Source organism: Halomonas shengliensis, assembly GCF_900104135.1.
In the GTDB taxonomy this organism is placed as follows: domain Bacteria; phylum Pseudomonadota; class Gammaproteobacteria; order Pseudomonadales; family Halomonadaceae; genus Halomonas; species Halomonas shengliensis.
Genome location: NZ_FNIV01000017.1, coordinates 1 through 25,223, shown reverse-complemented (window position 1 = coordinate 25,223; position 25,223 = coordinate 1). Strand labels below are relative to the sequence as shown.

The following is a 25,223-nucleotide window of genomic DNA, read 5'->3' as shown; positions in this document are numbered from 1 at the left end:
ATCTCTTGGCCGAGATTGGAGGTTCCCTTTGACCGCATCACACGGTCAAACCTCGGGTAGTCCCCCGGCAAAGCCGGGGGATTACCTTATTTATTTAATCACCTTTTCTTGGATAGAGCTTAAGGCTTACAACCAGAGGGAAGGTACTTAGAATCCATATCTGCAGTTGTCTCTGTATAGTTGCCATCGGAGGTAGAATCCCCATCACCTAGACACTCCCAACCAACTATAGCATTATTATCAACAATGGAGACAAACTCAAATTGATTAGCAGCTTGGATTGCAGCTGCAGCTGGCGAAGATGTCTTCATTCTAACAGTGATAACTGCTGCGCTTGCGCCACCTGCAACAACGCTAGTGTGAATAGCATCAGATGTATACCTTCCACTTGACGTAACATTGTACTCACCATCGGGAGGCATATCACCTTGAGTAGTGTAATACTCAGTAATAGAAGTCCTGACTGCAGACGCTGTTGCAACCCCTTCTGAAACTTGGGACCTTGCAACATAATCTTGGTAGGCAGGAATGGCAATCGCCGCCAAGATACCAATAATCGCTACCACGATCATCAGCTCAATCAGGGTAAAACCACCCTGACCGCGCTTGGTTTTCATCATCTCATGCTTTTTCATCGTTCTGCCCCTTAGCTCCTGTCCGTCCGGCCCGTGGGCCCTTCGGGTTATGGTGGGCGGCGGGCCGCCCGGTTCACCTCTTTACCTCTTTACCACTACAGGGTGCCAGCCTCGCTCATGATCCGGCACCTAAGGTTACATTAAGTTACGAACCCTGACCTTGCAAGGTGAAGGGTAGCTTGCGAGCAAAAATTCTTCATGCTCATTCTGTCTGGGGGATCAACGATTGCGGCGAAGGCGCCGGAGGGGGGAGGGCCAGTGGGTTGAATTCGCGTCGGATACTCGGGCGATGCGGCTGGGCGCGGGGTGGGGTTGGGGCTAGAATGGGGCATATCATACAGCCGGTATGGCATTTGCCAGCCATGACCTGGGCGGCCTAACACGGCCTTTGGGGTCAGACCCCGGCCAAGCCACCGGAAACCGGTGCAGGGTAGAATCCCAGCAACGTTGCCCACCGCTGGGGTCTGACCCCAAAGGGCCTCCCAACGCCCCACATAGCCACAGCGAGACGCCATGAACGACTACCGCACCCCGCCCCACGCTCCTTTGCATGCCACCCAGCCCGAGACCGGCGGGCTGCGCGGCCTGGCGCGGCGGCTGGTGGCGGATGAGCGCCTCTCCCATGCGGCGGCGGTACGCGCCGAGTCGGAGGCGCGGGAAGGCGAGCTCTCGCTGCTGGAGCACGTGATCGATACCGGGCTGGTCTCGGCGCGCCAGGCCACGCTCACCGCGGCCTGGGAGTATGGGCTGCCAATCATGGACCTGGACGCCATCCGCGCGGAGACCCTCCCACGCGCCGAGGGCTTCCCCGAGAAGATCCTGCGCAAGCTCAAGGTGCTGCCGCTGGTGCAACACGGCCATCGTCTCACCGTGGCGGTGCCCTACCCCTCCACGCTGGCCCAGCTCGACGAGCTGCAGTTCGCCACCGGCCTGACGCCTGAGGGGATCCTGGCCCCGGTGGACCAGCTGGTGCCGGTGCTGGAGAGCTACCTGGCACGCAGCGAAAAGAGCATGCTCGACGAGCTCAAGGGGGTGGACGACGCCATCGGCGAGCTGGGCTATGACGACCCGGAGGGCAGCGGCGAGGTCGATCCCCACGCCGATGCCCAGTCGGCCCGCGAAGACGCGCCGATCATCAAGTTCGTCAACAAGATCCTGCTCGACGCCATCAACCGCGGCGCCTCGGACATCCACTTCGAGCCCTACGAGACCAGCTACCGGGTGCGCTTTCGCATCGACGGCATGCTCCACGACGTTGCCCACCCGCCCTTCGCCATGCGCACGCGCATCGCCGCGCGCTTGAAGGTGATGTCGCGCCTGGATATCTCCGAGCGCCGCTTGCCCCAAGACGGCGCCATCAAGCTCCGGCTCTCCAAGACCCGCTCCATCGACTTCCGTGTGAACTCACTGCCCACGGTCTACGGCGAGAAGGTGGTGCTGCGTATCCTCGACCCCACCTCGGCGCAGATCGGCATCGAGCAACTCGGCTTCACGCCTGAGCAGAAGGCGATGTACGAGACGGTGCTCGACCAGCCGCAGGGCATGATCCTGGTCACCGGCCCCACCGGCAGCGGCAAGACGGTGACCCTCTACACCGGTATCAATATCCTCAACGAGGTGGAGCGCAACATCTGCACCGCCGAGGACCCGGTGGAGATCAAGGTGCCCGGGGTCAACCAGGTCAATGTGCTGCCCAAGATCGGGCTCGACTTCGCCAGCGCCCTGCGCGCCTTCCTGCGCCAGGACCCGGACGTGGTGATGGTGGGCGAGATCCGTGACCTGGAGACCGCCGAGATCGCCGTGAAGGCCTCCCAGACCGGCCACCTGGTGCTCTCCACCGTGCACACCAACTCGGCGGCGGAGACGCTGACTCGTCTCGCCAACATGGGCCTGGCACCGTTCAATATCGCCAGCTCGGTGAGCCTGATCATCGCCCAGCGCCTGGCGCGGCGGCTGTGCAAGCACTGCAAGCAGCCGGCAGACATCCCCCACGAGGTGCTGGAGCGCCAGGGCTTCACCCAGGACGAGATCGCCGGCGCCACGATATTTGAGCCAGTGGGCTGCAAGCACTGCACCAAGGGCTTCAAGGGCCGCGTGGGCATCTACGAGGTGGTGCCGATCAGCAACGCCATGAGCCAGCTGATCATGAAGAACGGCAACTCGATGGACTTCGACGCCCAGGCCCGCGAGGAGGGCCACCCCGACCTGCGCCGCAGCGGCTTGCTCAAGGCGATGCAAGGCGTGACCAGCCTGGCGGAGGTGTTTAGGGTGACGAAGGACTAAGCGAAGGGGTCAAGGGGTCAAGGGGCAAAGCTAAGTAGAAAGTGACAAGTGGAAAGCATTAAGGTCAGCTGCCAAAGAATCGATGGAGGTCCACGAAGCGAGCCATGCCATCTGCCTTGACCCTTGCATCCTTGCTCCTGGATCCTTTCTACTTTCCACTTTCTACTCAATAACACGCAAATTACAGCGCATGCCGCGGCGTGCGACGCAGGGAAGGAACACACCATGGCCACGACAGCCAAGCTCAGGGCACACCAGAAGGTCAAGCTCTACCGCTGGAACTGGACCGGTAAGGGGCCCGGCGGGCGCAAGGTGAGCGGCGAGCTGATCGCCGCCAAGAAGGCCGAGGTCGAGAAGGTCCTCACCGGCCAGAACATCATCATCAAGAACATCCGCCGCAAGGGCAGCTTCGGCGGCGGCATGGGCAAGATCAAGCCCCGCGACATCATGCTCTTCGCGCGCCAGATGGCGACCATGATACGCGCCGGCGTGCCGATCCTGCAGGCCTTCCAGGTGGTGGCGGAGAGCATGAAGAAGCCCGCCATGAGCGCCCTGGTGCAGGAGCTGATGAGCGACGTGGGCGCCGGTGCCAGCTTCTCCGAGGCGATGCAGAAGCACCCTGACCATTTCGACAAACTGTTCTGTAACCTGGTAGCGGCGGGTGAACAGTCCGGCTCGCTGGACCGCATGCTCGACCGCGTGGCCACCTACAAGGAGAAGGTGGAGTCTCTCAAAGGACGGGTGAAGAAGGCACTGTGGTACCCCGCCGCGGTCATCGCCGTGGGCATCGGCGTCACCGCCCTGCTGCTGATCAAGGTGGTGCCGCAGTTCGAGAGCCTGTTTCAGGGCTTCGGCGCCGAGCTGCCAGCGATGACCCGCATGACCATCTCGCTCTCCGAGTTCGCCCAGCAATACTGGTGGTGGGGCGTCCTCGGCATCGTCGCGCTGATCTTTTTCATCCGCACCGGCGTGAAGAAGTCGGAAAGCTTCGCCTACCGCATGCACGCTTGGTCGCTGAAAATCCCGGTGATTGGCCAGATCCTCGACAAGTCTGCCGTGGCGCGCTACTCGCGCACCCTGGCCACCACCTTCGGTGCCGGTGTGCCGTTGGTGGAGGCGCTGGATACCGCCGCCGGTGCCACCGGCAACAAGGTCTACGAGCGCGCCGTCGGCCAGATCCGCGAGGACGTCGCCACCGGCCAGCAGCTCGCCTTCGCCATGCGCATGACCGAACTCTTCCCGCCGCTCGCCGTGCAGATGGTCGGCATCGGCGAGGAAGCCGGCTCCCTCGACGCCATGCTCAACCGCGTCGCCGACTACTACGAGGAAGAGGTCGACAACATGGTCGACACCCTCACCTCGCTGCTCGAGCCCTTCATTATCGTGGTACTCGGCGTACTCGTCGGCGGCCTGGTGATCTCCATGTACCTGCCGATCTTCGAGCTGGGTTCGGTGATCTGAGACATGGAAATGTTCTGCGAGCGTTTCGGCCTGCCGGTCCATGTGACTCGTCACGCTGCAGAGCGTAAGACTGAGCGCGGTATAAGCCTGGACCAGCTTCTCGAACTGCTGGAGCACGGCACCGTTCGTTACAAGGATGATATCCGAATGTGGGTTGCCAAAGCCTTCACTGGCCGGGACGACAACCTGGTCTGTGCTGCGGTGATTATCGAAGATAGACTGGTCGTAAAGACCGTGATGCATCACTTCCAGTGGGAGCCATGACCATGCGTACTACCTATGACGAAGCCGACGATATCCTGGTACTCCACCTGGCCGACAAACCTATTGTCAGGGAAGCCTCTCAGGACTGGAACACCCATATCAGCTATGCCGAGGACGGCTCCATCGTCGAAGTCGTGATTCTGGAGGCCTCCAAGCAGGGTGCCTGGCCGTTGCTGAAAAGCGAAGCCGCCTGATATTTCTACACCGGGCACCGTAGGCTGATACTGTGGAAGCCCGATTTATCGGCAATCTGACTAAGGATGCCTTGGTGCTCGACCTCTCCCCCACCCTCATCTACCCCCTCGCCGCCTTCGTCGGCCTGTGTCTGGGCAGCTTCCTCAACGTGGTGATCGCCCGCCTGCCGGTGATGCTGATGCGCGGCTGGCGGGCCGAGGCCCGCGAGGCGCTGGAGCTGCCAGAGGAGCACAACGAGCCCTTCAACCTGGTCACCCCGCGCTCCATCTGCCCCGCCTGCGAGGCGCCCATCGCCTGGCACGACAACATCCCGGTGATCGGCTGGCTGAAGCGTCGCGGGCGCTGTGCCAACTGCCATGCCCGCATCAGCCCCCAGTATCCGCTGGTGGAGCTGGCCGGCGGTGCCCTGGCGTTCGCCGTGGCGGTGCTGTTCGGCGCCACCTGGCAGGGCGTGTTTATCCTCGGGGCGTGCCTTGCGCTGCTCGCCATGGCGGTGATCGACCTGCGCACCCAGCTACTGCCGGACTCCCTCACCCTGCCGCTCTTATGGGCCGGCCTCCTCTACCAGTTGCTGTTCCAGCCGCTGATGCTGGAAAGCGCGGTGATCGGCGCCATGGCGGGGTATCTCACGCTATGGAGCTTCTACTGGGCCTTCAAGCTGATCACCGGCAAGGAGGGCATGGGCTACGGCGACTTCAAGCTGCTCGCCGCCCTGGGCGCCTGGATGGGCTGGCAATACCTGCCGCTGCTACTGATCCTCTCCGCCGGCGTCGGTGCAGTGCTCGGCATCCTGATCCAGCTCGCCTTGCCCAGGCTGCGCGGCGCCCCCATGCCCTTCGGGCCCTACCTGGCGCTCGCCGGCTGGATCGCCCTGCTCGCTGGCGAGCCGCTGATGGCGGTATATGGGAGTTTCTTTCTGGTATAAACGCAGAAGCCGCCGCCTCGATCTCTCGAGACGGCGGCTTCCGGTGAGCACATCAACCCTCAGTGCCTGGCCGGGCTGGCCTCCAGCGCCAGGGAACGCCCTTCGTTGCAGCCGTTGGGCAACAAATCCACCATATCTCCGCTATGCGCAAAGCCACTGACGCCTCGCTTCAAGGCGGCGCAGGCGCGATGGCTATCCAGGCCACGCTCGGCCTCGCGAAGCTCGTCCAGCAGTGAGACCAGCTCCCGATGCGGGAGGACCTCCTCCTGGGCGCGCAGGATCTTGGGGTGCTGGGTGCCGACCACGCTGTCGCCGATCAGCAACTCTTCATAGAGCTTCTCGCCGGGACGCAGGCCGCTGAACACCACCTCGATATCACCATCAGGGTTCTCCTCGTCCTTCACCTCCAGGCCAGTGAGCTGGATCATGCGCCGCGCGAGGTCGACGATCTTCACCGAGTCGCCCATGTCCAGCACGAACACATCCCCGCCCTCAGCCATGGATCCGGCCTGGATCACCAGCAGCGCTGCCTCGGGGATAGTCATGAAGTAGCGGGTGATCTCCGGGTGGGTCACAGTGATCGGCCCGCCCTGCTCAATCTGGCGACGGAACAGCGGCACCACCGAGCCGCTGGAACCCAGTACATTGCCGAAACGTACCATGGAGAAGATGGTGCGGTGGCCCTCCTTCAGCGCGTAGCGCGAAGCCAAGTCCTGGCACACCAGCTCGGCCATGCGCTTGGTGGCGCCCATCACGTTGGTGGGGCGCACCGCCTTGTCGGTGGAAATCAGCACGCAGCGCTCCACGCCCAGCCTGGCCGCGCTCTCGGCCACCACGCGGGTACCATGCACGTTGTTGCGCACGCCTTCCAGCACATTGTTCTCGACGATCGGCACATGCTTGTAGGCGGCGGCGTGGTAGAGGGTCTGCACGCCGTAGTGGCGGATGGCCGCTTCCACCCGGTTGCGATCGCACACGTTGCCGAGCAGCGGCACGATGGGGAAGCTCTCGCCCATCTCCAGGCGCAGCGCCTCCAGCTCCTGCTCGATGGCGTAGAGCCCGAACTCGCTCACCTCGAACAGGATCAGCGCCCTGGGGCCACCACGCATGGCCTGGCGGCACATCTCGCTGCCGATGGAGCCACCGGCGCCGGTCACCATCACCACCTTGTCGCGGATACTGGCATCCACCAGCTCATGCCTGGGCGGTACCGGATCACGACCCAGCAGGTCCTCCAGTTCCACCTCGCGCAGCTGGTCGACGCTGGCCACCCCGGCGACAATCTCCGGCATGGAAGGCACCGTCTGCACCCGCACCGGCAGGTCGGCCAACCGATCCAGCGCCTGCTTGCGCTGCGCCTTGGTGGCGGTGGGCATGGCCAGCAGAACCCGCTTGATATCGAGCTGTTCCGCAACCGCCTTGAAGTTGGAGGGGTCGTAGACCTTCACGCCCTTAATCGTGCTTTGCCACAGCGCCGGGTCGTCATCCAGGAAGGCGGCGGTATAGAACTCTCGGCCACTCGCCAGCGCCAGGGTCAGCTGTGCCCCTGCCCCGCCAGCACCGTAGATCGCCACCGCCTCCTTCTCGGTGTAGTGCTTGATCAACCACTGGTAGTAGCTACGCACCAGCAGCCGTGTGCCGCCCACGTACACCAGGGTGACCAGAGCGAAGTTGATCGGCACCGAGCGCGGGAACCCCTCCCAGCGGTAGAAGTAGGCCGCGGCCCACATAAGCAGCGCCAGAAGCACTGCCCCCTTCACCACCGCCCACAGCGCCTGAGGCCCCATGAAACGTACCACCGCGCGATAGAGCCCCAGCCGTGCGAAGATGAACACACCCACCGGCGGTACGATCACGAATAGCCACCAGTAGGCCTCCAGGTAGCGCTCCGGCCACCACTCCGCGAGACGCAAGGCATAGGCCGACCACAGCGCCAGGGGCAACGCCACCAGATCCGCGGCCACCATGATCAGGCGCTTCTTGCCGCGGCTAAGCGTGGCGATGGAGCGGTGCATTCGTCCTGATTGTGTCATCTCAACATCCTGTCGTTGAACTGGAGCGATGATAGCAAACGGCATGCTGCATTACAGCGCGTCCCGCGGGCGACTGACCCATCGACACCGTTGGCCTCTTCTCCTCCCATCTCATGAAAGCAACCCAGAATGAATTCCCTGCCGAGTATGCGTTCGATGGCAGCCACAGGAGCGTCTGAAGTGGCCACCAACATTCGGACCAGGCGCCAAGGCGATGAACAGACCTACCCGTACAACCGTCGCAAGTTGGGGCAGCCGCTTGTACGCATCAGGCTTCGCACCGCTACGAGGTGTAATGATGCACGGCTGTTTGGCTCAATTGACTACACCACCGGGGCGAACAGCAGCGCCAGGTCCTCCTCGTCGAACAGCGGACCGTCGCCGCCGCGTTCGGCGCCGCCTTCGAGGATCGAAGCGGCAAGGTCGGCCTTGCGCGCCTGCAGGTCGAGGATGCGCTCCTCCACGGTACCGGCACACACCAGCTTGTAGACGAAGACGGGATTCTGCTGGCCCATGCGGTGGGCGCGGCCGGTGGCCTGGGCCTCTACTGCTGGATTCCACCAGGGGTCGTAGTGGATCACGGTGTCCGCGGCGGTAAGGTTGAGCCCGGTGCCGCCGGCCTTGAGACTGATCAGGAACACCGGGATCTCGCCTTGCTGGAACAGCGCCACCCGCTGAGTGCGGGTCTTGCCCGGGGTATCGCCAGTCAGGGTGGTGAAGGGGATGCCATCCTTTTCAAGAGTCTCGCCGATCAACGCCAGCATCTCGGTGAACTGGGAGAAGATCAGGATGCGCCTGCCCTCCTCCACCAGCGGCGGCACCAGCTCGCGCAGCTGGTCAAGCTTGGCCGAGCGTTGGGTCTTGCGGGCACTCTCCAGCTTGACCAGTCGCGGGTCGCAGCACACCTGGCGCAGCTTGAGCAGCGCATCGAGCATGACGATGCCGGAGCCCGCCAGGCCACGCTCGGCCACCGCCTGCTGCACCCGCTGGTGCTGGGCCAGGCGCAGGCTCTCGTAGAGCTCGCGCTGGGCACCGCTGAGGGTAACCTCGCGGCGGGTATCGGTCTTCTCCGGCAATTCGGCCAGCACCTGCTGCTTGGTGCGGCGCAACATCAGCGGGGCGATGCGCCGGGAGAGGCGCCGGCGCAGCTCAACGTCCCCGTCTTTCTCGATGGGGGTACGGAAGCGCTGGCCGAACCACTGCTGGCTGCCCAGGGCGCCTGGCGCCACGGCGTCGAGCTGGGCCCACAGCTCGCCCAGGTGGTTCTCCAGGGGCGTGCCGGTCATGGCGATGGCGCGTTTGGCATCAAGGGCACGCACCGCTCGGGCGGTCTGACTGGCGGCGTTCTTGATCGCCTGGGCTTCGTCGAGGACCAGCAGGCCGAAGTCACGCTCGCGCAGGCGTTCGAGATCGCGGATCAGCAGCGCATAGGTGGTCACCGCCAGATCGGCGCCGGGCAGCGCCTCCTCGAACTGGCGCTCACGCTGTGCCTTGCCACCCTGCAGGGCGACCACCTTGAGCTCGGGGGCGAAGCGCTCGGCTTCGGCGCACCAGTTGCCCACCAGGGTGGTGGGCGCCACCACCAGGGTCGGACGAGTCAGCGCGCCGCGGGCACGTTCGTCGAGGATGTGAGCCAGCACCTGCACCGTCTTGCCCAGGCCCATGTCGTCGGCCAGGATACCGCCGGTGCCGAGCTCGGAAAGGAAGCGCATCCAAGCGATACCGCGGGCCTGATAGTCGCGCAGCTCGCCGGTAAAACCTCGCGGCGCCGGCAGGCTCGCCGGCAGCTCGCGCAGTCGGCTGGCCAACGCGGTGACGTTCTCACGCCCCGCCCAGCGCTCGTGCTCGGCAAGCGGCGCGACCTTCTCTGCGGCGGTCACCGGCAAACGCAGCGCCGCTTCCGGGTCACTCTCGTCGCTGAGCCAATCGAGGATCGGCGTCATTAAAGACCGCAACCTCGCTAACGGCATCACCAGCCGGCGGTTCTCCGGCAGGGCCAGCGTCCAGTTGGCGTCCTCGGCTTCGTCCTCGACAGGCTCCAGCGGGAAGTCGGGGTCCTTGAACAGGCGACGCAGGATCGGCAGCAGATTGAGCCTCTCGCCTTCCACCTCGATATCCAGTGCCAGGTCGAACCAGCCGTTGCCGGCAGGCTCAAGCTCGCCGACCCAGTCGTCTGGCTCAAGGTAAGTCGGCTCCTCGGGGAAGTCATCGCTGAAGTGAACCAGGCAACCGGCCTCACGCAGCCTCGCGATCATTTCCCACCAGCCATCGGGATCAGCAAGATGGGTTGGCCACTCGGCGGCGTTGCGCGGTGGCACACCTTCCAGAGGTAGCAAGAGAGTCCAATCGGGAATGTCGAGCTGGGCAGGCACGGCGTCTATCTCTTTCAGACGCTCCAGGGAGACCATGCCGGGGGGCAGGGTGCGTACCAGGGCCAGTTCCGCCTCGCGGTTACGCTGGATGGTGAGCCGCTGGCCGTCGCGGAAGGCTTGGTGGCTGTCGCCTTCCTCCGGCGGCACCTCGATGCCGTCGTAGTCAAAGTCCACCACGGCAGCGCCCACCTCGATACCGTGTGGCACCATGACGCCGTGGTGATCGCCCAACTGGCCGGTGGCGATCCGCATAGTCACCATCAGGCGTGGCGCCACATCTTCCAAAGTGCGCTCTTCCACCGCCTGAGGAGCCGGTAGGCAGTTGGCCAGACCCGGTGCCTCATGAAGCTGCTCGGTGAGCCAGCCACTCATCTCGGGAGGCAAGGGCGGAGCATGTCGCAGGCGCAACAGCAGATCCGGATCACCCGCCAGACGCCCGACGCGACGGTGCTTGGTATCGAGATAACAGAGCTCGTGGCCGGCACGCATGATGACGGCCTCATAGGAAATGACATCCGCTGGCTCGGCGTCTGCAAAAAGACGCTGATTGCCGTCGGCATCCGCTTCCCAGGCCAGGGTCAGCCGACAGGCCGGGCCGAGGTCGAGCATGGCGCCGGTCTGCTTGGGGTGAAACAGCAGCGGCGACGTGTCGCTTTCCAGCAACGACCACAGGGCGCGCGCCTGGTAGGCATGGGTGACGCTGCTCCAGATCAGCTCATTGGCCCCGGCGTACTGGCGACGCTGCTCGCCAAGCATCAGCAGCTCCAGGGCCTCTTCCTGGTCCGGTGCCAGCCCCTGGGGTGGCATCGGCGTCAGGCCGCCGCCCCTGCGCACAATGATGGATCGCGGCTTGACCCAGCCATTGCCCCGCGCGCGCTGCTTGGCAGGCCTCACCCAGACAGGCGACACCGCAAGCACCGGGGCACGCGAGTCCGAGCCGATATCCAGAAATAGCGCCAGGCGATAGTCACTCTCCAGCTCCTCGACGTAGCGCTTACCGCTGAGCGGCGACTGCAGCTCGGCCAGCCACGACGCCCACCGCTGCTCCAGAAGCGCTGTGTCGTTCCGCGGCGGTATGCCATCCGCTTCCAGCTCGTCAATGAAGTGCTGGATCACCGCCACCGCATGCTTGCACTGGCGCCCCACCGGGCAACTGCAGTCGCTGACCACACCCATGGCAGGGTTGTCGGGATCCACGGCCAGGCTGGTGAGATAGCGACTGCGACCACTGCCATGCACCTGGGCCCGCAGCACCAGCATCTTGCCCTCATGTTCGAGACGAGTGCCGTTTCGCACTCGGCCCTGTCGCGCATAGTTCCGCCCGCGGGTCAGCGAACGCGCATCGAAGCTTAGCTGCCACTGGACATCCTCCAGGCTGTGGTAGAGCGTCAGGGCGGGGTCGGCGAGATGGGCATCCGGCACAGTGGCTCCTCACGGCATGTAGACGAGGCCGGTATTGGAACGAATCGCGGCGTCGTCTGCAAGCCAGCGCAAAGGGCGCGCTGCTGGGCGTCGTTGACGTCTACCGTGGGGCTTGCATGCTATCATCAGCTCACCATCCTGCCCCATGCTCGCTCACAGGACTCACAGGAGGATGCCTTGTCCGTCACCGGGAAGAAGCGCCTGCCCATCGGTATCCAGACCTTTGCCGATATCCGTGAAGGCGGCTACTACTACGTCGACAAGACACCCCACATCCACCGTCTTGTGGAAGAAGGCAAGTACTACTTCCTGTCGCGGCCACGGCGTTTCGGCAAGAGCCTGTTGGTGGATACCTTGCACTGCCTGTTCGAAGGGCGCGAAGCACTGTTCCAGGGGCTCTACATTCACGACAAGTGGGACTGGCAGGTCCAGCACCCGGTGATTCGCCTGAGCTTTTCGGATGGCGTGATGCACAGCCGCCAGGAGCTGGATGCCAATATCCGCTATCAGCTAGCTGAACACCGCAATCGGCTGGGTATCGATTCAGGGCAGCCGGAGCTGATCGCCAACGACCTCTCCCAACTGATTCGCCTGGCGCACGAACGGCATGGCCAGCGCGTGGCGGTACTGGTCGATGAATACGACAAGCCCATCCTCGACAACCTGATGGTACCGGAGCGTGCTCGCGAGCTTCGCGAAGGCCTGAAGAACCTCTACAGCGTGCTCAAGGACGCCGACCCTCACCTGGCCTTCGTGCTGCTCACCGGGGTTTCCAAGTTCAGCAAGGTCAGCCTGTTCTCCGGACTCAACAACCTGCGCGATATCACCCTATCACCAGAGTATGGCGCCATTTGCGGCTATACCGATGCCGACCTCGACACGGTATTCGCCGCCGAGCTGCCGGGACTGGATCGAGACGAGATTCGCTGCTGGTACAACGGCTACCGCTGGGGCGATCAGGACGTTACCGCCGTCTACAACCCCTTCGACGTGCTGCTTCTGTTTCAGGAGCGCCAATTCGGCGCCTACTGGTTCGAGAGCGCCACGCCCACCTTCCTGGTGGAGCTTCTCAAGCAGCGGGGCGTATTCAGCCCGCGCCTCGACCGGATGCAGGCCAAGGCACAGTTATTAGGTCGTTTCGATGTCGATGACATCACCACCGAAGGGCTGCTATTTCAAACCGGCTACCTCACCGTCAAGCGCATCGAGGAGCCGCTGGTCGGCTATCACCTCTATACGCTGGGGTACCCCAACCAGGAGGTGGAATCCAGCCTCAACGAGATGCTGCTGCCCGCCCTAGGGTTGAAAGACGGTGAACTGCAGCAGTATCAGCTGTGTTTGCTTGAAGTGCTGCGGTCACATGACCTCGCCGCCCTGGAAACCCACCTCAAGGCGCTCTTTGCCGGCCTGCCTCACGACTGGTATCGCAACAACCCGATCGCCAAGTATGAGGGTCACTATGCGAGTGTGTTCTACAGCCACTTCGCCGCCCTTGGCGTGGACGTGACGGTAGAGGATGCCAGCCACCATGGACGAGTCGACATGACCGTTGAAGCGTTCGGCCACCTCTACCTTTTCGAGTTCAAAGTGGTGGAGCAGCTTCCTGAAGGCCGCGCACTGCAGCAAATAAAGGATAAGGGATACACCGACAAATATCGCGCCGCCGGCAAGCCGATCCACATGATAGGGGTGGAGTTCTCTCGTGAACGGCGGCAGATTGTGGGCTTTGAGTGTGAGACCACGCGGACGTGACAGATCCCTGTTAATCCCCACCCGAAGTGCTTCTGAGTGGACCGGCCAAGGATTAGTAGACGGTAAGCTTTCATTCCAAGGCGTGCCGATTTCCGCTTGCCTTATACGTCGCGCAGTGGCTGGATCAGCGCCACCGCGACCTTCCACTGCCGCTGATCTTCCGACTGCACGAGAACGGTCTTGCGGTTGATCTTGATGACGCGACCGAACACCTGACCTTCGCGGCTCTCGAAAGAGACGGCCTGTCCCAGGGTCAGGCGGCTCAACACCTCCATCTCCTGACGGGCCTGGAGTTCGTCGATACGGCGGCAGATGAGGTCGTTGAGCGCCAGGAGTTGGTCGAGGCTCATGTCGTCGATACGCATGGGACACCGGATCTCGTGCATCGGAAAAAGCGCCACCTTGCCCAACGCGTCGGTGGATGTCGATTCAGCGCTCGATGTCGGACGGCAGCGACGCGGCGTCAGCTCGTCGACCCGTGAGGTGGGATGAAGCGCCACGCGCTGGTGGACATCGACCAGGTAGGTGTAGGGGGTCGACACCCTGCAGCCGGCATGTGGTCAGCAAGCTCTGCACGATGCCGACGTGCTCGGCGCCGACCTTGCTCCATCAGAACAACTGGCTGTTCGGCGGATCATTGCGCAGTGGCCAGCGAGCCGCCACCACCACGAGCCTGATTCAGTGCGCCAAGCTGAATGGCCACGAGCCCTTCGGCTACCTAAAGGACATGCTGGAACGGCTGCCGACCCAGAAGACCAGCCAGCTCTACGAGCTCCTGCCCCATCACTGGCAAAAACCGCCTGATCATGCGCCGGCGGTGGTGCCCGGTCGCTTACCATGGATCAGATTCTGGCCAACCTGTCCATTCAGCACACCATGCAAACCTCAGCGACGTCCCCCTACGCAGCATCAACTCAGGGGTGAGATTGAACAAAGGGGTTGACATCAGAAAATCACCATATAATGTGTGGAAGGTCCCCATCGCACTGATCGGTGACCACCCGGTAGCTGGCCGGGCTAAATGAATCAGCAAGATTTATGAACGGCCGGCAGCAACCATTGCTCTTCGCCGAACTGACTTTGATTCTGGTGGGTAATAGTCCGCATCAACAGTGTCAGAGCCAGAACTGCCTAGCGTGCCTCACTGGCATACGCCTGACGTACATCTCGCCATGGATCTCTCCCTTATGGCGGTGGGACTTGCATTCCTTACGTCCGCATTCACCATTTTATCCTGCTTACATGAGCCCCAGAGCGGCTGCGACTCCATTGCCGTTTTCAGGCAGCTTGCAGTGATGTTGAGTGAATCCCCAGGCCTAGCTCACCGCCTCCGCGGCGTGGACTGACGAAATCGTTGCGACCGCAGCGATTGATCTGAATAAACCGGCTTATCACTCGATGTCGATGATATCAGCGGGTTAGCTCATTCGTCTTTGCCATCATGCGCCTTGGTTCACCCATGGGTGACCCAAGGCGCTCTGCCAGATCGCTGCCAAAGGCCATTCGCTCCCCAGTCGCCTTTGTCGTGATGATATCGGTCCCGCAAGGACCTTGAACTGCCTCAGAGCACCTCTGGGTACCTCGTCCTTCTCAGGCCACCGGTTGAAGGTCATTTTCACCGTTGGCACTCGCCGCTTGCGCCATGACGCTGCCACTCTGCCTGAGGGTAGGGTGGCCTCGCGCCACTTCTCCATGCCCCGCCCCTTCCCTGCCACTTGCGACTCGCCGCATCGGCCTACGGGATCACGGGACGCATCATCATGTCTGCCAGCCCCCACTTGATCAGCGACGGTATGGACCACAGACCCAACCGTCATGCCATGCGCTTATCCACCGTCGTCGGGTGACGACGTACTCCCTCCCCTGCACCTGTTGCCCCGGCTCACCTGACGGCGTGAGCCGGCCAACAGGTCCGCTGAATGGCCCGCCGCAGAACTGGCCAGCACCGGCATGGGCGTCCGGCCCGGGGAACCGTATGTGAAAAAAAATCTGGTGCGCCGTCGCAAAACCCAACTCGGTGACCCCTGTATAGAGGTAGGCCATTTCACAGGAGACCCTCATGAGCATTGATCACCGTCACCGCCAGCGTCTGCCAGACGCGATCCATACCCCAGCCCCTGCCGAGGCCACCCTGGCTCGAGGTGCCCGTATCGCCCGCCATGTGTCGGGCATGCGCAGTTACTGCCCCCCCTCCTGGGGCCTTGCCCCTTATATCCGATAGGCAACGGGAGAGACCGACATGCGAATCAAGAAACGTCCGATCCATAAAAGCGCCTGGGGCACACCGGTCAATGTCAGGGTCGTTGAGGTGAGCGACTGCGCAGAGATCCGCACCCACGCCTCACCGTATGGCGACTCGGCCATTTCGCTAGACACGACAGCCTTTTTTCTGGATGGGGGTGGCCAGGAGCTGGAGCTCATCAACCCATCAGCTGTGGTTTGTGAGATCGAGCAGTATGGCGCCCCCGGTGTACGCAGCATTGTGGGCCATGTCATCGATCGCGAAGAACTGAAACCCGGCGAGGAAAAATTTTGGGGATTCTATTTGGGTAAGGTTGTCCCAGCCTGCCTGGGAAGTAACGAAAAAGGTGAGCAAAAGCGTCTTAGACAATCCTGTATCAAAACATTATTGAAGAACGAAACGTTGCTAAATTTTATCACTCATGTCGTCCTTCCAGGGGAAGATATGACGAAACCGAATGCCTATAAAAAGCTTTTCAACAATGCATTTTCAAAACGGACCATTGAGCATGACCTGACGGCATTGCGAAAGAAAGGGGTCCTTCCGACATCGGATGTAGCAACCAGGAACACAGCACACGCCACGTCAGAGGAAAAATCAGAGAACACGACAATCTCACCTGAGGATGGCGAGGAAAAATGCGACCACGTAAAGAATGAAAGAGACGAAAATACGTCACAAAATACAATGAACTCAGTCCCAAAGGAAGAGTTTATTGACCCGGACAGTGAGGAACAGAACATCACACCATCGTATCAACATCATATTAACACAGTGATTAATAAACATCTGGGACTTAATCTATAAACCATCCGCACCATGGATCTCGTGGTGTAGCCATACGCTGCTGAACGTTGGACAATGGCGCCCTGTTGAGATCCATGAATTTTCTCATATGTTGCCAAGGAAGCTGAATGAATAAAATTCCGCAACCCCCTGGGTGGATCATCGAGCGATATGAGCGGATCGCCGATTCCCATGGCATGGAAGCCTCCCTGCGCCCGCTTTTCATGGGGGTCATCAGTGAGATGCTCCCTCCTCCCACACGTCCCGATCTACAGCAGGCGGCTGAGCTGTATGCCCAAGACCATGGGATGCCAGAACCGACAGAACTGATCACCACCTTTGACAATCTGACATCACTGTCGTCGACCCCCTGTACCACGACGGGAACTCAATACCCGCTCTGGTATGCACTGAGCCAGCCACGATTCCTCAATCGGCACGACGAGGACGCGCTCACGGCCAGACGATTGCTCAGAGACTGGTTCACCCCCGTCATCCGCGGCGCCGTGCCAGGCATCTATGTCACGCAGGTCCGGCATGTGAGAGACATCCTGGTTCTGGTGCTGGATCATGCCGAGCTGCATGGGATGTCTCTTTCCAACTATGACGACGTGATTCGCATCATGGGGCATCCCGTGATGCAGACGCAGCGGCAGGATGCGAGTCGCCAATACCAGACACTGTATGAACTGTACGAGGAGCGACGTCGGCCCGGGGTTCGTATCGGTGCCGACCTCTCCGGTTACCAGCGATCATGCCGCGTTTCTCAGCGCCCCAGGAAACTCAACGGCTATCAGGTGTCACGCCGTGAACAGATCGCCGATGCGCCACTCGCCCCACAGTGCCGGGTCACGGATACGCCCGGCAGGGACCGGGCCTCGGCCGAGGATCAACTCGACTCGGAACTGAGCGGACGCGGCTATCGGTATGCCCGTCACACCGCGCCGCATCGCGAGACGGCCGATACCCCCGACCTGGCCATCCCCGTGATCGAGCGCGCCAACCCCTCACAGCTGACCCCCGCCGATGACCGCCGCGCGGCGCGCCAGGCGGTGCAGATGGCCGCGACGCAGACATTGGCCACGCTGGAGGACGTTCATCGGATGACTCCCTGGCAGGTCCGGCAGGTCCTCAGCCTCGACCTGCCGCCCGCCGAGTGGGCCCTGACACGGTTGCTGTTGGTCACGGGGATGCCCGTCCGTCGTCTGGTCACCCTGCAGCGCATACATCAAGACAGCGCGCCAACCGACGATGACCCTGCTGCCCCTCCTCGATGGGATCCGACATCGTCCACCTGGCGCTATCGACTCCGGGATGGGCCCAGCCCAGCACAAGACGGCAGCACCGCACACCAGTGGGTGACACTGGGTTTGCCTACCGAGGTGAATGACGCCCTGCTCAGCGTGGACGAAGAGACGCCGTTGGCCGGCAGCGTTGCCCACCTGAATCGAAGGCTTAAGCGACACTTTCGGGACGCGCCAGGCCTCACCCCCACGGCCGAGCGACTTGCGGCAACGTCGCCACTTCTCATGGGCAGCCTGGCCCGTGACAACCACTCCCTACTGACGTTGAGAGGCGAGTATGGCCTGCTCCATTCAGCTCCCGCCGCCTACCGACAGTTAGACCCGGGCTCGCTGCAGCAGCTGTTCGACGCCGGCATGACCCGATGTGGGGTTCTGATGCCCTCGTCACCACCGGCGCTCGCCAGCAGCGACTATGTGGGATCGAGCCGAGCCCTGGCCGCCTCGGCCTGGCAACCGTGGACGACTCGTCTGCAAGATGCCATCGAGCAAGCCCGTGAGCCACTGGAAACGTGGCTGAGACCGGATCCCCTGCCTATCGCCTCAGTCGTCGACTATGTCCAACTGGCTGCTGCCTATGCGTATCTCGGGTGGCTGTTGGCAACGGGCGCAAGGCCCGCGTCCGCGAATGCGCAAACCATGATCACAGGCACCCGGGCCTGGATCCGTGACAAGGGGTCGCGCCGGGGCATTGAGAGCCGAGTCATCCCCGTAGACGCAAGCGTCCTGCAACAACTGACGTCACACCAAACACTGGTGGAGAAGACGATCCTGTTGATGGAACGACACCACACCCCGATCGATGACCAGCGACGCACCGACCAGCAGTGGCCGACCTGGATCTACCTGACGCATCACCGTCAGCCCCGGTGTCGGATTCGCGCGATTCACCACGGCGACTTCCGGCAGGTGCTATCCAGGCTGATCCACACTGAGCCCCTGCCAGAGGCGCTGCTGCCGGCCGATAACGCCACTCGGCACAGCCTGACGACGGCGCTGTATCGCGCCATCCCGGAGGCTGAGCTGGACGCGCATGCCGGTCACGCCAGGATAGGGCGAGACCGTACCCACCCCCGGGCCAACGTATCTCTCTATCAAAGCCAGGCATGTCAGCGCCATATCAGCGCATGGCTGAGGGCCACCGGCTACCGAGTTCTGAATGTGGAGACACCACCATGGCAATGACGCTGTCGACCCCCCTACTCATGGGACAGTTGGTGACCCTCGGCGCAACGGTGTGCCGGGCACAGCGGCGTGACGAGACCGAGCGGTTGCTCGATATGATCATGGCGTATCAAGCAGAGGGACGTCTGGCCCTCAAGAGCGATCAGGTCGACACACTGGTCTCTGCCTATCGCGATGCTCGCAAGGCCGCGGGCCAGTCCTACCGACTGGCCGATTGCCGACAGCGCGTGACAGAGGTGCTCCAGGCGCTCAACGAACTCCCCTACTGCCACAACGTCCTGCCCCCCACCGCACAGCCGCTGCATCGTCCGACGGCGATGCCCCAGCGGGGCGAGCAATTACAGGATATCGAGGAAGCCAAGTCGATCCGTGCCAGCCTCCTGCAGTGGTGTCGTGAAAGTGAACATCCCGATGGCTGGCTACTGACGCTAGCACTGTCTCTCGCGTCGCGACTGGGCATGGGGGAGCGCGTCATCGTCTCGACGCTGGCCATGCTGCGCTATGAGATGGTGGCGAAGGATTCCTGGCTGTCGATTCCCACGCAACCCATCGAGTTACCCCAGGTGGGACGCTACGCCCTGCAGGTACCGCATGATGTCTGGCAGGCACTGCGTGCCATCCGGGCTCGGGCACCATCCCGGGCCCCTGACACGCTGCTGGTATTCTCAGCGCGAGAGGCTGAGAAACCCTTGCACAAGCGTGAATCGGTAGTGCGCCAACGTCTGAACAAGGCGTACCAGGCCTACCAAAAAGCGTCCCGACGCGAGGGCTCACTGCTTATTCCGCGTCACTGCATGAGCTGGTATGCACTGGCAAGAGCGGCACGCTATCTCCCAGTGTTTGCCAAGGTGCCGCCGCTATGGGCCACACTGCTGACCCGCTACCCATTACCCACCAGCACCACCCGCACGCTGCTGGGCAGCTCTCGGTGGGAAGACGAACCGGATACGCTCAATACCACCCGTACCAAAATGCCTGTCATCGCCCAAGCACCGGAAGCCTTGACACGCCCTGCCGGGAGCTGGGAGCGACCGACGGCATCGTTGCCCGACGACTGGGCACGTCAATTGAAAAACACCATCAACCAGTGTCTCAATGCCATCCTTTCCGAAGTCGGCACGCCCTACACCAAAGCCGCGCACCGACAGAAGATCGAAAGCATCGTCACTCGCTACCAGCGGCACGTCACCGAGTTAACCCACACCGACACCAGTTATGTGCATCTGCTGCTGGATTGGGCCTATGACCTGCTCTGCTGTCAGAAGACCTACAAGTGGAAAACGGTAAGTACGTACCTATCTCGGCTGAGTCATATGAGCATTCTCGAAAACTCCGCCATTCTGGATCTGCAAGAGTGGGATGATGACACCATCGAAGATATTCAGCTAACGTTGCTTCAGGAGATACGCCTGGAAGCCAGCACACGCGCTGACACCTTAATGCTACTCCGGCGTTTCTTCTCGTTTTGTACCGAATTGGGGCTTCTGGACGGACTACATTTGCCGCAGGCGAACATCGACGTCCCCATGAGTACGCTGCGCACGGAGATCATCTCCCCGCGTGATGCCGAGCTGCTCTGGAAACAGTTGACCCATGCCGGCGTCATCGGCTCCACCAACCAGATGTATGCGCTGATGCTGGCACTGGGCTGCTATGGCGGGCTGCGCATCGGCGAAGTCGCCAACCTGACCCTGGCAGATATTCAGATCGAGCCCTGGGTAGGATTTTCCGATGACTTCATGAATGACGCGATGTCAGATATCGCGCCAATGGATGGCGCGACAGCCTGCTGGATCATCGTGAGAGGCGGAAAGACGCCTGCTGCCAGACGACGCATTCCGCTCCACGTCCTGGCTTGTCGGGACGTCATTCCCACGCTGAATAATTGGATTCAGGAACGCCGCCGCCAATGTGCCACGTTACCACTGAAAGATATCGCGCTATTCGGGCCGAGAGGGCAAGCGGATGCGTATAGCAAGGAGGCAATTGGACGCGCTATCCTGCCGATACTCAAGGACGGATTAGGGCAACGTATCGATTTTCACAGTCTGCGTCATGCTGCGGTCAGTTGGCTATTGCTGAGACTTCACGCCGCCCAGCATCACGATTTCGCTGAAAGCTTATCGTATCGTTTTGATGAGTTATTTCAGATCGACCGCTGCCAGGAAGTGCTGGATCACTTCTGCTCAGCTGGAGGTGATGGCATTCTGCAGCGCGGCAATCTTTACGAAGCGGTGGCCAAGTGGATCGGTCATCGCCACTCCGGCACGACGCTTCTGCACTATGCTCATACGCTGTCGATCATCCATTCCGACATCCTGAAGCAATCTCGATGACTGCGCCTCGTTTCGGATTATCTGTGCAGGTGAGCCGCCCCTGCGTGACAAGTAGACGATCACCATGAAGCGATCCCCGGTGGTGGTGGGCAGGATGGAGCGCTGGTCACTTTACAAGCCAATAGCTCGCTGCTACTGTACGGATGTCGAGTGAACTGCTCGAACGGGTTTGGCGACCTGATAACACAAAGGCGCATAAGCGCCACTGCCATGGTAGGCGCTTTTTTTCTTTGCCTGCCATGTCTATGGCGGTCGTGCGTGGGAGACCCTCGGGTCTGCCGGTTTCCTTTGTGTCCGGTTCGCCAACCTGCGTACGGCCGCCCCCATCCTGTTTGGCGACAGCGGGGTCGGTTCCTAAACCTACACAAAGGAACGTCCGCTATGATCTACCCGACCATCTTCCCCCACCGCAGCAATCGCCGTGCGCGTGCTGCCGCCCATCGCGCCATGGCCATGGCCGCCCTTACTTCCAACAGCAGCCTGGGGGTGCGTTACCGCCGCTACCACGCCCATATGCGCAAGGCCGAGGCGCTCTCCCGCGCCGCCGATGCGATCGCCCTGGAGGTGGTGCAGGAGGTCAGCGAATGAGCCCGCGTGTCGATACCGCCACTACCCTGCCCTGCCCACAGCGACGCAGCAGCGATCCGTTGTATCGCATGATCGCCGAAGCGCTCGACCATCAGTTGCTGTGTCACGCCGAGGCCGATGCCAGCTTCACCATCCCCGAAGTACGCGACCAGTTGCTCAAGCTGCCGGAACTGGAGGACATTGACCCGACCCAGCTGCGTTATCGCGTTCGCGACAGGCTGCGTACCCTGGAGACCCACCAGCTGGTCAGGGAAATCGGGGTGCGTGGGAAGAATCGGCCACTCTACCGAATGCAGCTGGATGGGACTGCACACCAGGATGCAGGTTCGGCCAGCTCTGCCATCCCAAATGACGCCGGCGACACTTCCTCCACACCACCCGACTCCCTGTTCGCACATCTGGAGCAGGAACGCCATCGCCTCCAGACCGCCATGCAGGTCGCCATCAGCGAGGCCGAGCACTACAAGCGTCTGATCACGCAATTCCCCGACGCTCGGCGACAGATCTTGCCACTGCTGGAGACGGCGATTGAGCGCAGTGGCCGCCTGCAGGGTCAGTGGGACGCCAACCTGAAGGTAAGGCAGACACTCGAATCGCTGGTGGCTCCCACTGGCAAGGCTGTCGAGGAGGTGCACTCATGAAACTACCTTCCTCGACCCGAGACACTGGCCGCGAGTCCTTGCCCCCGCTGCGCCCCTGGCAGTCGGCCTGCCTCGATCAAGCGCTTGCGACGTTATCGCCCCGGCATCCTCACTTCCTCTGCCAGGCCACCCCGGGAGCCGGCAAGATGCGTCTGGCCGCCGAACTGGCAAAGGCGCTGATGGAGCGAGGGGATATTGACCATGTGCTGTACTGCGGCCCTACCCGTGCCGTGGTGAAAGCCGCTATCGAGACGCTACAGACGGTACTCGGTCGCCCCATGCACGGCCAGCTCGGCGCCGCCGGCGCCGGGTTGACCTATCACGCGCTCCCCGGACGCCTGGACGCACTCAAGCACCTCGGCCAACGCCACCGGGTTCTGCTGATCTGGGACGAGAGCCACCATGCCGCCGGGCATCTCGGCGGTGAGGGTCCCAACCAGTGGGGCATGGCGCTGATGGCGCTGGAGCGCCAGATGACCTACACCCTGGCCCTGTCGGGCACTCCATGGCGCACCGATGGCAGCTGTCTGCCGCTGCTGCGCTATCTGGAGGTGGCCGATGATCCACGTGAGTCCGAAGCGACGTTGCCTGCCTATCCGGCAGGTTCAGCCCAAAGCGACTCAGCTGCGTCGACAGCTCGGATGCTACTGCCTGACTTCGTGTATACCCTGCAAGACGCCATCCATGACGGGGTCTGCCGTTATCCGCGCGTACACCTAGTCGATAATCGCGCCATCGAACTGACGGGCTTTCATCCTCGCACCGGACGCCGGGAAACTCACCGCTACGCCAGTATTCCCCAGTTGCTGCGACACCCTGCCATCGACTATGGCAGCCTGGTCCGCCTGGATGCGCCCATGCAGCGCGTGCTGAGCCTCAGTCGCGAGCAGCTGACGGCACTCCGCCAGCAGGACCCCGACGCGGCCGGTCTGGTGGTAGCCGCTGATATCGACCATGCCGAAGCGGTGACCCAGCAGCTGGAGGCCGATGGCCACGATGTCTGTCTGGTCAGCAGCCGTGACCCTCTGTCGCATGCTCGACTGGAGGGCTTTCGTGAAGAGAGCACGCCCTGGATTGTCGCGGTCGGCATGGTCGCCGAAGGGGTCGATATTCCGCGCCTTCGGGTTGGCTGCTACCTGAGCCATATCCGTACCGAGCAGCACTTCCGCCAGGTAGTCGGCAGAATCATCCGCCGTCGAGGGGAGCATGATCCCGACTGCCACTTCTATGCGCTCAACGACACGCGGCTCGCCCAGATGGCACGGCGGCTGAGCGACGACCTGCCGCAGGATCTCGCCACCGTCAATGTTGGCGTTGGCAAGGCGGTACCATTGGGTGGCCATAGAACTGCACCGCCGGAAGGCCCCCCGATGACATCCAATCCTGCTGAGCCAACCGCACCACCGGAGGGCAGTCCGGATGAGAGCGCCTCGACAGGTAGGGAGGTTTCGGTGGCAATGGGCGGGCCCTGCGCTCAGGGGACGGTCAATGTGGCGACCGATGTGGCGTTTTCAGCGTCGTTTTTCGAACGCCTGATCGCCCTGCGTCTGGCACCTTGAGGGGGGATGGAAGATGAAACGGAACCCATCAGGACATCAGCTGATGCACCGACCGAGCCCCTATGACCAGGGGGCCATGACGGCCCCCGTGGAAGGTCTGTCACGAGAGGCCCGGCGGCTGCTATCCGAAAGCGTCTCGCCCAACACGGTGCGGGGCATGCGCTCGGACCTTCGGGTCTACCAGAAGGCCGGTGGTGTTCTGCCGGCCACCGAGATCGATATCGCCAACTTCCTGTCGGCGCAGAACAAGCTTGGCAAGAAACCGGCAACATTGGAACGTTACGCCAACTCGATCCACATGTGGCACCGCTATCACAACCTGCCTTCCCCGGTGAAATCGATGGCGGTACGTAGCGTACTTCGCGGTATCAAGAAGTCGCGGGATACCCGCCAGGCCTCGGCACCGGCGCTGCGGCTAAAGGAGCTGCATCGTCTGCTCGATGCGATAGATCGCGACACCCTGCATGGCCTGCGCGACAGTGCCTTGTTCCTGTTGTCCTTCTACGGTGCCTTCCGGCGCAGCGAGGTGGTGGTGATTGCCTGCGAGGACCTGGAGTGGCGGCCCGAGGGCGTCATCGTCACGCTCCATTACAGCAAGACCAACCGTTCCGGGCGCATCGAGACCAAGAGCATCATGCGGGCGCCGCCGGGCACACGCTACTGTCCCGTCAGCATGCTTGAGCGCTGGCTCGCGGTATCAGGCATTCAGAAGGGCGCCATCTTCCGCGGCATTTCACGCAAAGGCCGCCTGGGCGCCGGGCGCATGACCGCCAACACCCTGGCGGTGCGAATGAAGCTGGGGCTGATGGCGGCCGGGTTGACGGAGGAAGGCTACTCGCCCCACAGCTTCAGGGCAGGCTTCATCACCGAAGCGCACCTGCGCGGCAAGAGCGATGTACAGATCAAGCGGGTCAGTGGCCACCGGGACCAGCGCACCTTCGAGAAGTACATTCGTGTCGCGGATGCCTTCGAGAACCACGGCGGTGATTTCTTCGGTTTGTAAAGCCGCAGGAGGCCTGCAGGGCCTCCCGCCATACGATGAATGGCCAACTGTCTCTCCAGGAATCCCATCATCGCAAACGCACTGCCTTCGTCTTGATCGTAAAGGCAGTCGTATAACGGTAAGAAGATCACCAGCTCTATATGCCAGTAAGTATCCCCCGGCAAAGCCGGGGGCTTTATATTGTTAGCCCCTCAAAGGGGCAAGAATCTGAGCCGCCTGAAGGCGGCTGCCTCACATTCC

At 62.1% G+C, this 25,223-nt stretch carries 16 protein-coding genes and 2 pseudogenes; 14 read left to right on the top strand and 4 right to left on the bottom strand.

Annotated features, from left to right (window positions below; genetic code table 11):
- Window positions 1-119: 119 nt before the first annotated feature.
- A complete protein-coding gene (locus BLP95_RS17225) occupies window positions 120-635 on the bottom strand; it encodes a pilin (protein ID WP_143004445.1) in 516 nt (171 codons plus the stop codon).
- 513 nt (window positions 636-1,148) lie between these two features.
- On the opposite strand from BLP95_RS17225, the gene pilB reads away from it, so the two are divergent.
- The 5 genes from pilB (at window position 1,149) to BLP95_RS16380 (ending at window position 5,763) form a co-directional block, all read left to right on the top strand.
- On the top strand, window positions 1,149-2,918 hold the full coding sequence (gene pilB / locus BLP95_RS16400; RefSeq protein ID WP_089681200.1) for a type IV-A pilus assembly ATPase PilB: 1,770 nt from the start codon (window positions 1,149-1,151) through the stop codon (window positions 2,916-2,918).
- A gap of 225 nt (window positions 2,919-3,143) precedes the next feature.
- Window positions 3,144-4,379 (top strand): type II secretion system F family protein, encoded by a 1,236-nt coding sequence (locus BLP95_RS16395; RefSeq protein WP_089681198.1) that lies wholly within the window; start codon window positions 3,144-3,146, stop codon window positions 4,377-4,379.
- Window positions 4,380-4,382: 3 nt separating this feature from the next.
- Window positions 4,383-4,643, top strand: a complete 261-nt coding sequence (locus BLP95_RS16390; RefSeq protein ID WP_245678789.1) for a DUF4258 domain-containing protein — start codon at window positions 4,383-4,385, stop codon at window positions 4,641-4,643.
- A gap of 2 nt (window positions 4,644-4,645) precedes the next feature.
- Window positions 4,646-4,837 carry a DUF2283 domain-containing protein gene (locus BLP95_RS16385; RefSeq protein WP_089681197.1) on the top strand — a complete coding sequence of 64 codons (192 nt, stop codon included), beginning with the start codon at window positions 4,646-4,648 and terminating at the stop codon, window positions 4,835-4,837.
- Window positions 4,838-4,908: 71 nt separating this feature from the next.
- Window positions 4,909-5,763 carry a prepilin peptidase gene (locus BLP95_RS16380; protein WP_089681195.1) on the top strand — a complete coding sequence of 285 codons (855 nt, stop codon included), beginning with the start codon at window positions 4,909-4,911 and terminating at the stop codon, window positions 5,761-5,763.
- 59 nt (window positions 5,764-5,822) lie between these two features.
- Here BLP95_RS16380 and BLP95_RS16375 read toward each other — a convergent pair whose 3' ends face one another.
- Both BLP95_RS16375 and BLP95_RS16370 read right to left on the bottom strand, forming a co-directional pair.
- Window positions 5,823-7,796 carry a polysaccharide biosynthesis protein gene (locus BLP95_RS16375; RefSeq protein WP_089681193.1) on the bottom strand — a complete coding sequence of 658 codons (1,974 nt, stop codon included), beginning with the start codon at window positions 7,794-7,796 and terminating at the stop codon, window positions 5,823-5,825.
- Window positions 7,797-8,119: 323 nt separating this feature from the next.
- On the bottom strand, window positions 8,120-11,590 hold the full coding sequence (locus tag BLP95_RS16370) for a DEAD/DEAH box helicase (protein ID WP_143004444.1): 3,471 nt from the start codon (window positions 11,588-11,590) through the stop codon (window positions 8,120-8,122).
- Window positions 11,591-11,767: 177 nt separating this feature from the next.
- Here BLP95_RS16370 and BLP95_RS16365 point away from each other — a divergent pair, with 177 nt between their 5' ends.
- Window positions 11,768-13,342, top strand: coding sequence for an ATP-binding protein (locus BLP95_RS16365; RefSeq protein ID WP_218118556.1), 1,575 nt, complete (start codon window positions 11,768-11,770; stop codon window positions 13,340-13,342).
- Window positions 13,343-13,797: 455 nt separating this feature from the next.
- On the opposite strand, the pseudogene BLP95_RS17270 reads toward BLP95_RS16365, so the two are convergent.
- Window positions 13,798-13,951 (bottom strand): annotated as a pseudogene (locus tag BLP95_RS17270) (transposase domain-containing protein); the annotation flags it as partial.
- Between the two features lies 1 nt (window position 13,952).
- Between BLP95_RS17270 and BLP95_RS16790 the strand changes: the two are divergent.
- From BLP95_RS16790 to BLP95_RS16325, 8 genes and pseudogenes are all read left to right on the top strand, one after another.
- Window positions 13,953-14,135, top strand: a pseudogene (locus BLP95_RS16790) (transposase domain-containing protein); the annotation flags it as partial.
- A gap of 1,446 nt (window positions 14,136-15,581) precedes the next feature.
- Window positions 15,582-16,391, top strand: coding sequence for a hypothetical protein (locus BLP95_RS16785; protein ID WP_143004443.1), 810 nt, complete (start codon window positions 15,582-15,584; stop codon window positions 16,389-16,391).
- Window positions 16,392-16,498: 107 nt separating this feature from the next.
- Window positions 16,499-18,856, top strand: a complete 2,358-nt coding sequence (locus tag BLP95_RS16350) for a hypothetical protein (protein ID WP_089681185.1) — start codon at window positions 16,499-16,501, stop codon at window positions 18,854-18,856.
- The gene (locus BLP95_RS16345; protein ID WP_089681183.1) at window positions 18,847-21,192 is read left to right on the top strand and encodes a tyrosine-type recombinase/integrase; all 2,346 of its coding nucleotides are present in this window, start codon (window positions 18,847-18,849) and stop codon (window positions 21,190-21,192) included. The genes BLP95_RS16350 and BLP95_RS16345 overlap by 10 nt, the downstream gene beginning before the upstream one ends.
- 381 nt (window positions 21,193-21,573) lie before the next feature.
- Window positions 21,574-21,780, top strand: coding sequence for a hypothetical protein (locus BLP95_RS16340; RefSeq protein WP_089681181.1), 207 nt, complete (start codon window positions 21,574-21,576; stop codon window positions 21,778-21,780).
- Entirely contained in the window at window positions 21,777-22,421 is a 645-nt protein-coding gene (locus BLP95_RS16335; RefSeq protein ID WP_089681179.1) for a hypothetical protein, read from the top strand. The genes BLP95_RS16340 and BLP95_RS16335 overlap by 4 nt, the downstream gene beginning before the upstream one ends.
- Window positions 22,418-23,980 (top strand): DEAD/DEAH box helicase, encoded by a 1,563-nt coding sequence (locus BLP95_RS16330; RefSeq protein ID WP_089681177.1) that lies wholly within the window; start codon window positions 22,418-22,420, stop codon window positions 23,978-23,980. The genes BLP95_RS16335 and BLP95_RS16330 overlap by 4 nt, the downstream gene beginning before the upstream one ends.
- Before the next feature lie 43 nt (window positions 23,981-24,023).
- The gene (locus BLP95_RS16325; RefSeq protein WP_245678787.1) at window positions 24,024-24,983 is read left to right on the top strand and encodes a site-specific integrase; all 960 of its coding nucleotides are present in this window, start codon (window positions 24,024-24,026) and stop codon (window positions 24,981-24,983) included.
- Window positions 24,984-25,223 lie beyond the last annotated feature (240 nt).

Coding starts and splice junctions, on each gene's coding strand:
- BLP95_RS16335 (WP_089681179.1), top strand. CDS start 21,777: ATGAGCCCGCGTGTCGATACCGCCACTACCCTGCCCTGCCCACAGCGA.
- BLP95_RS16340 (WP_089681181.1), top strand. CDS start 21,574: ATGATCTACCCGACCATCTTCCCCCACCGCAGCAATCGCCGTGCGCGT.
- BLP95_RS16330 (WP_089681177.1), top strand. CDS start 22,418: ATGAAACTACCTTCCTCGACCCGAGACACTGGCCGCGAGTCCTTGCCC.
- BLP95_RS16350 (WP_089681185.1), top strand. CDS start 16,499: ATGAATAAAATTCCGCAACCCCCTGGGTGGATCATCGAGCGATATGAG.
- BLP95_RS16785 (WP_143004443.1), top strand. CDS start 15,582: ATGCGAATCAAGAAACGTCCGATCCATAAAAGCGCCTGGGGCACACCG.
- BLP95_RS16385 (WP_089681197.1), top strand. CDS start 4,646: ATGCGTACTACCTATGACGAAGCCGACGATATCCTGGTACTCCACCTG.
- BLP95_RS16390 (WP_245678789.1), top strand. CDS start 4,383: ATGGAAATGTTCTGCGAGCGTTTCGGCCTGCCGGTCCATGTGACTCGT.
- BLP95_RS16345 (WP_089681183.1), top strand. CDS start 18,847: ATGGCAATGACGCTGTCGACCCCCCTACTCATGGGACAGTTGGTGACC.
- BLP95_RS17225 (WP_143004445.1), bottom strand. CDS start 635: ATGAAAAAGCATGAGATGATGAAAACCAAGCGCGGTCAGGGTGGTTTT.
- pilB (WP_089681200.1), top strand. CDS start 1,149: ATGAACGACTACCGCACCCCGCCCCACGCTCCTTTGCATGCCACCCAG.
- BLP95_RS16395 (WP_089681198.1), top strand. CDS start 3,144: ATGGCCACGACAGCCAAGCTCAGGGCACACCAGAAGGTCAAGCTCTAC.
- BLP95_RS16325 (WP_245678787.1), top strand. CDS start 24,024: ATGCACCGACCGAGCCCCTATGACCAGGGGGCCATGACGGCCCCCGTG.
- BLP95_RS16375 (WP_089681193.1), bottom strand. CDS start 7,796: ATGACACAATCAGGACGAATGCACCGCTCCATCGCCACGCTTAGCCGC.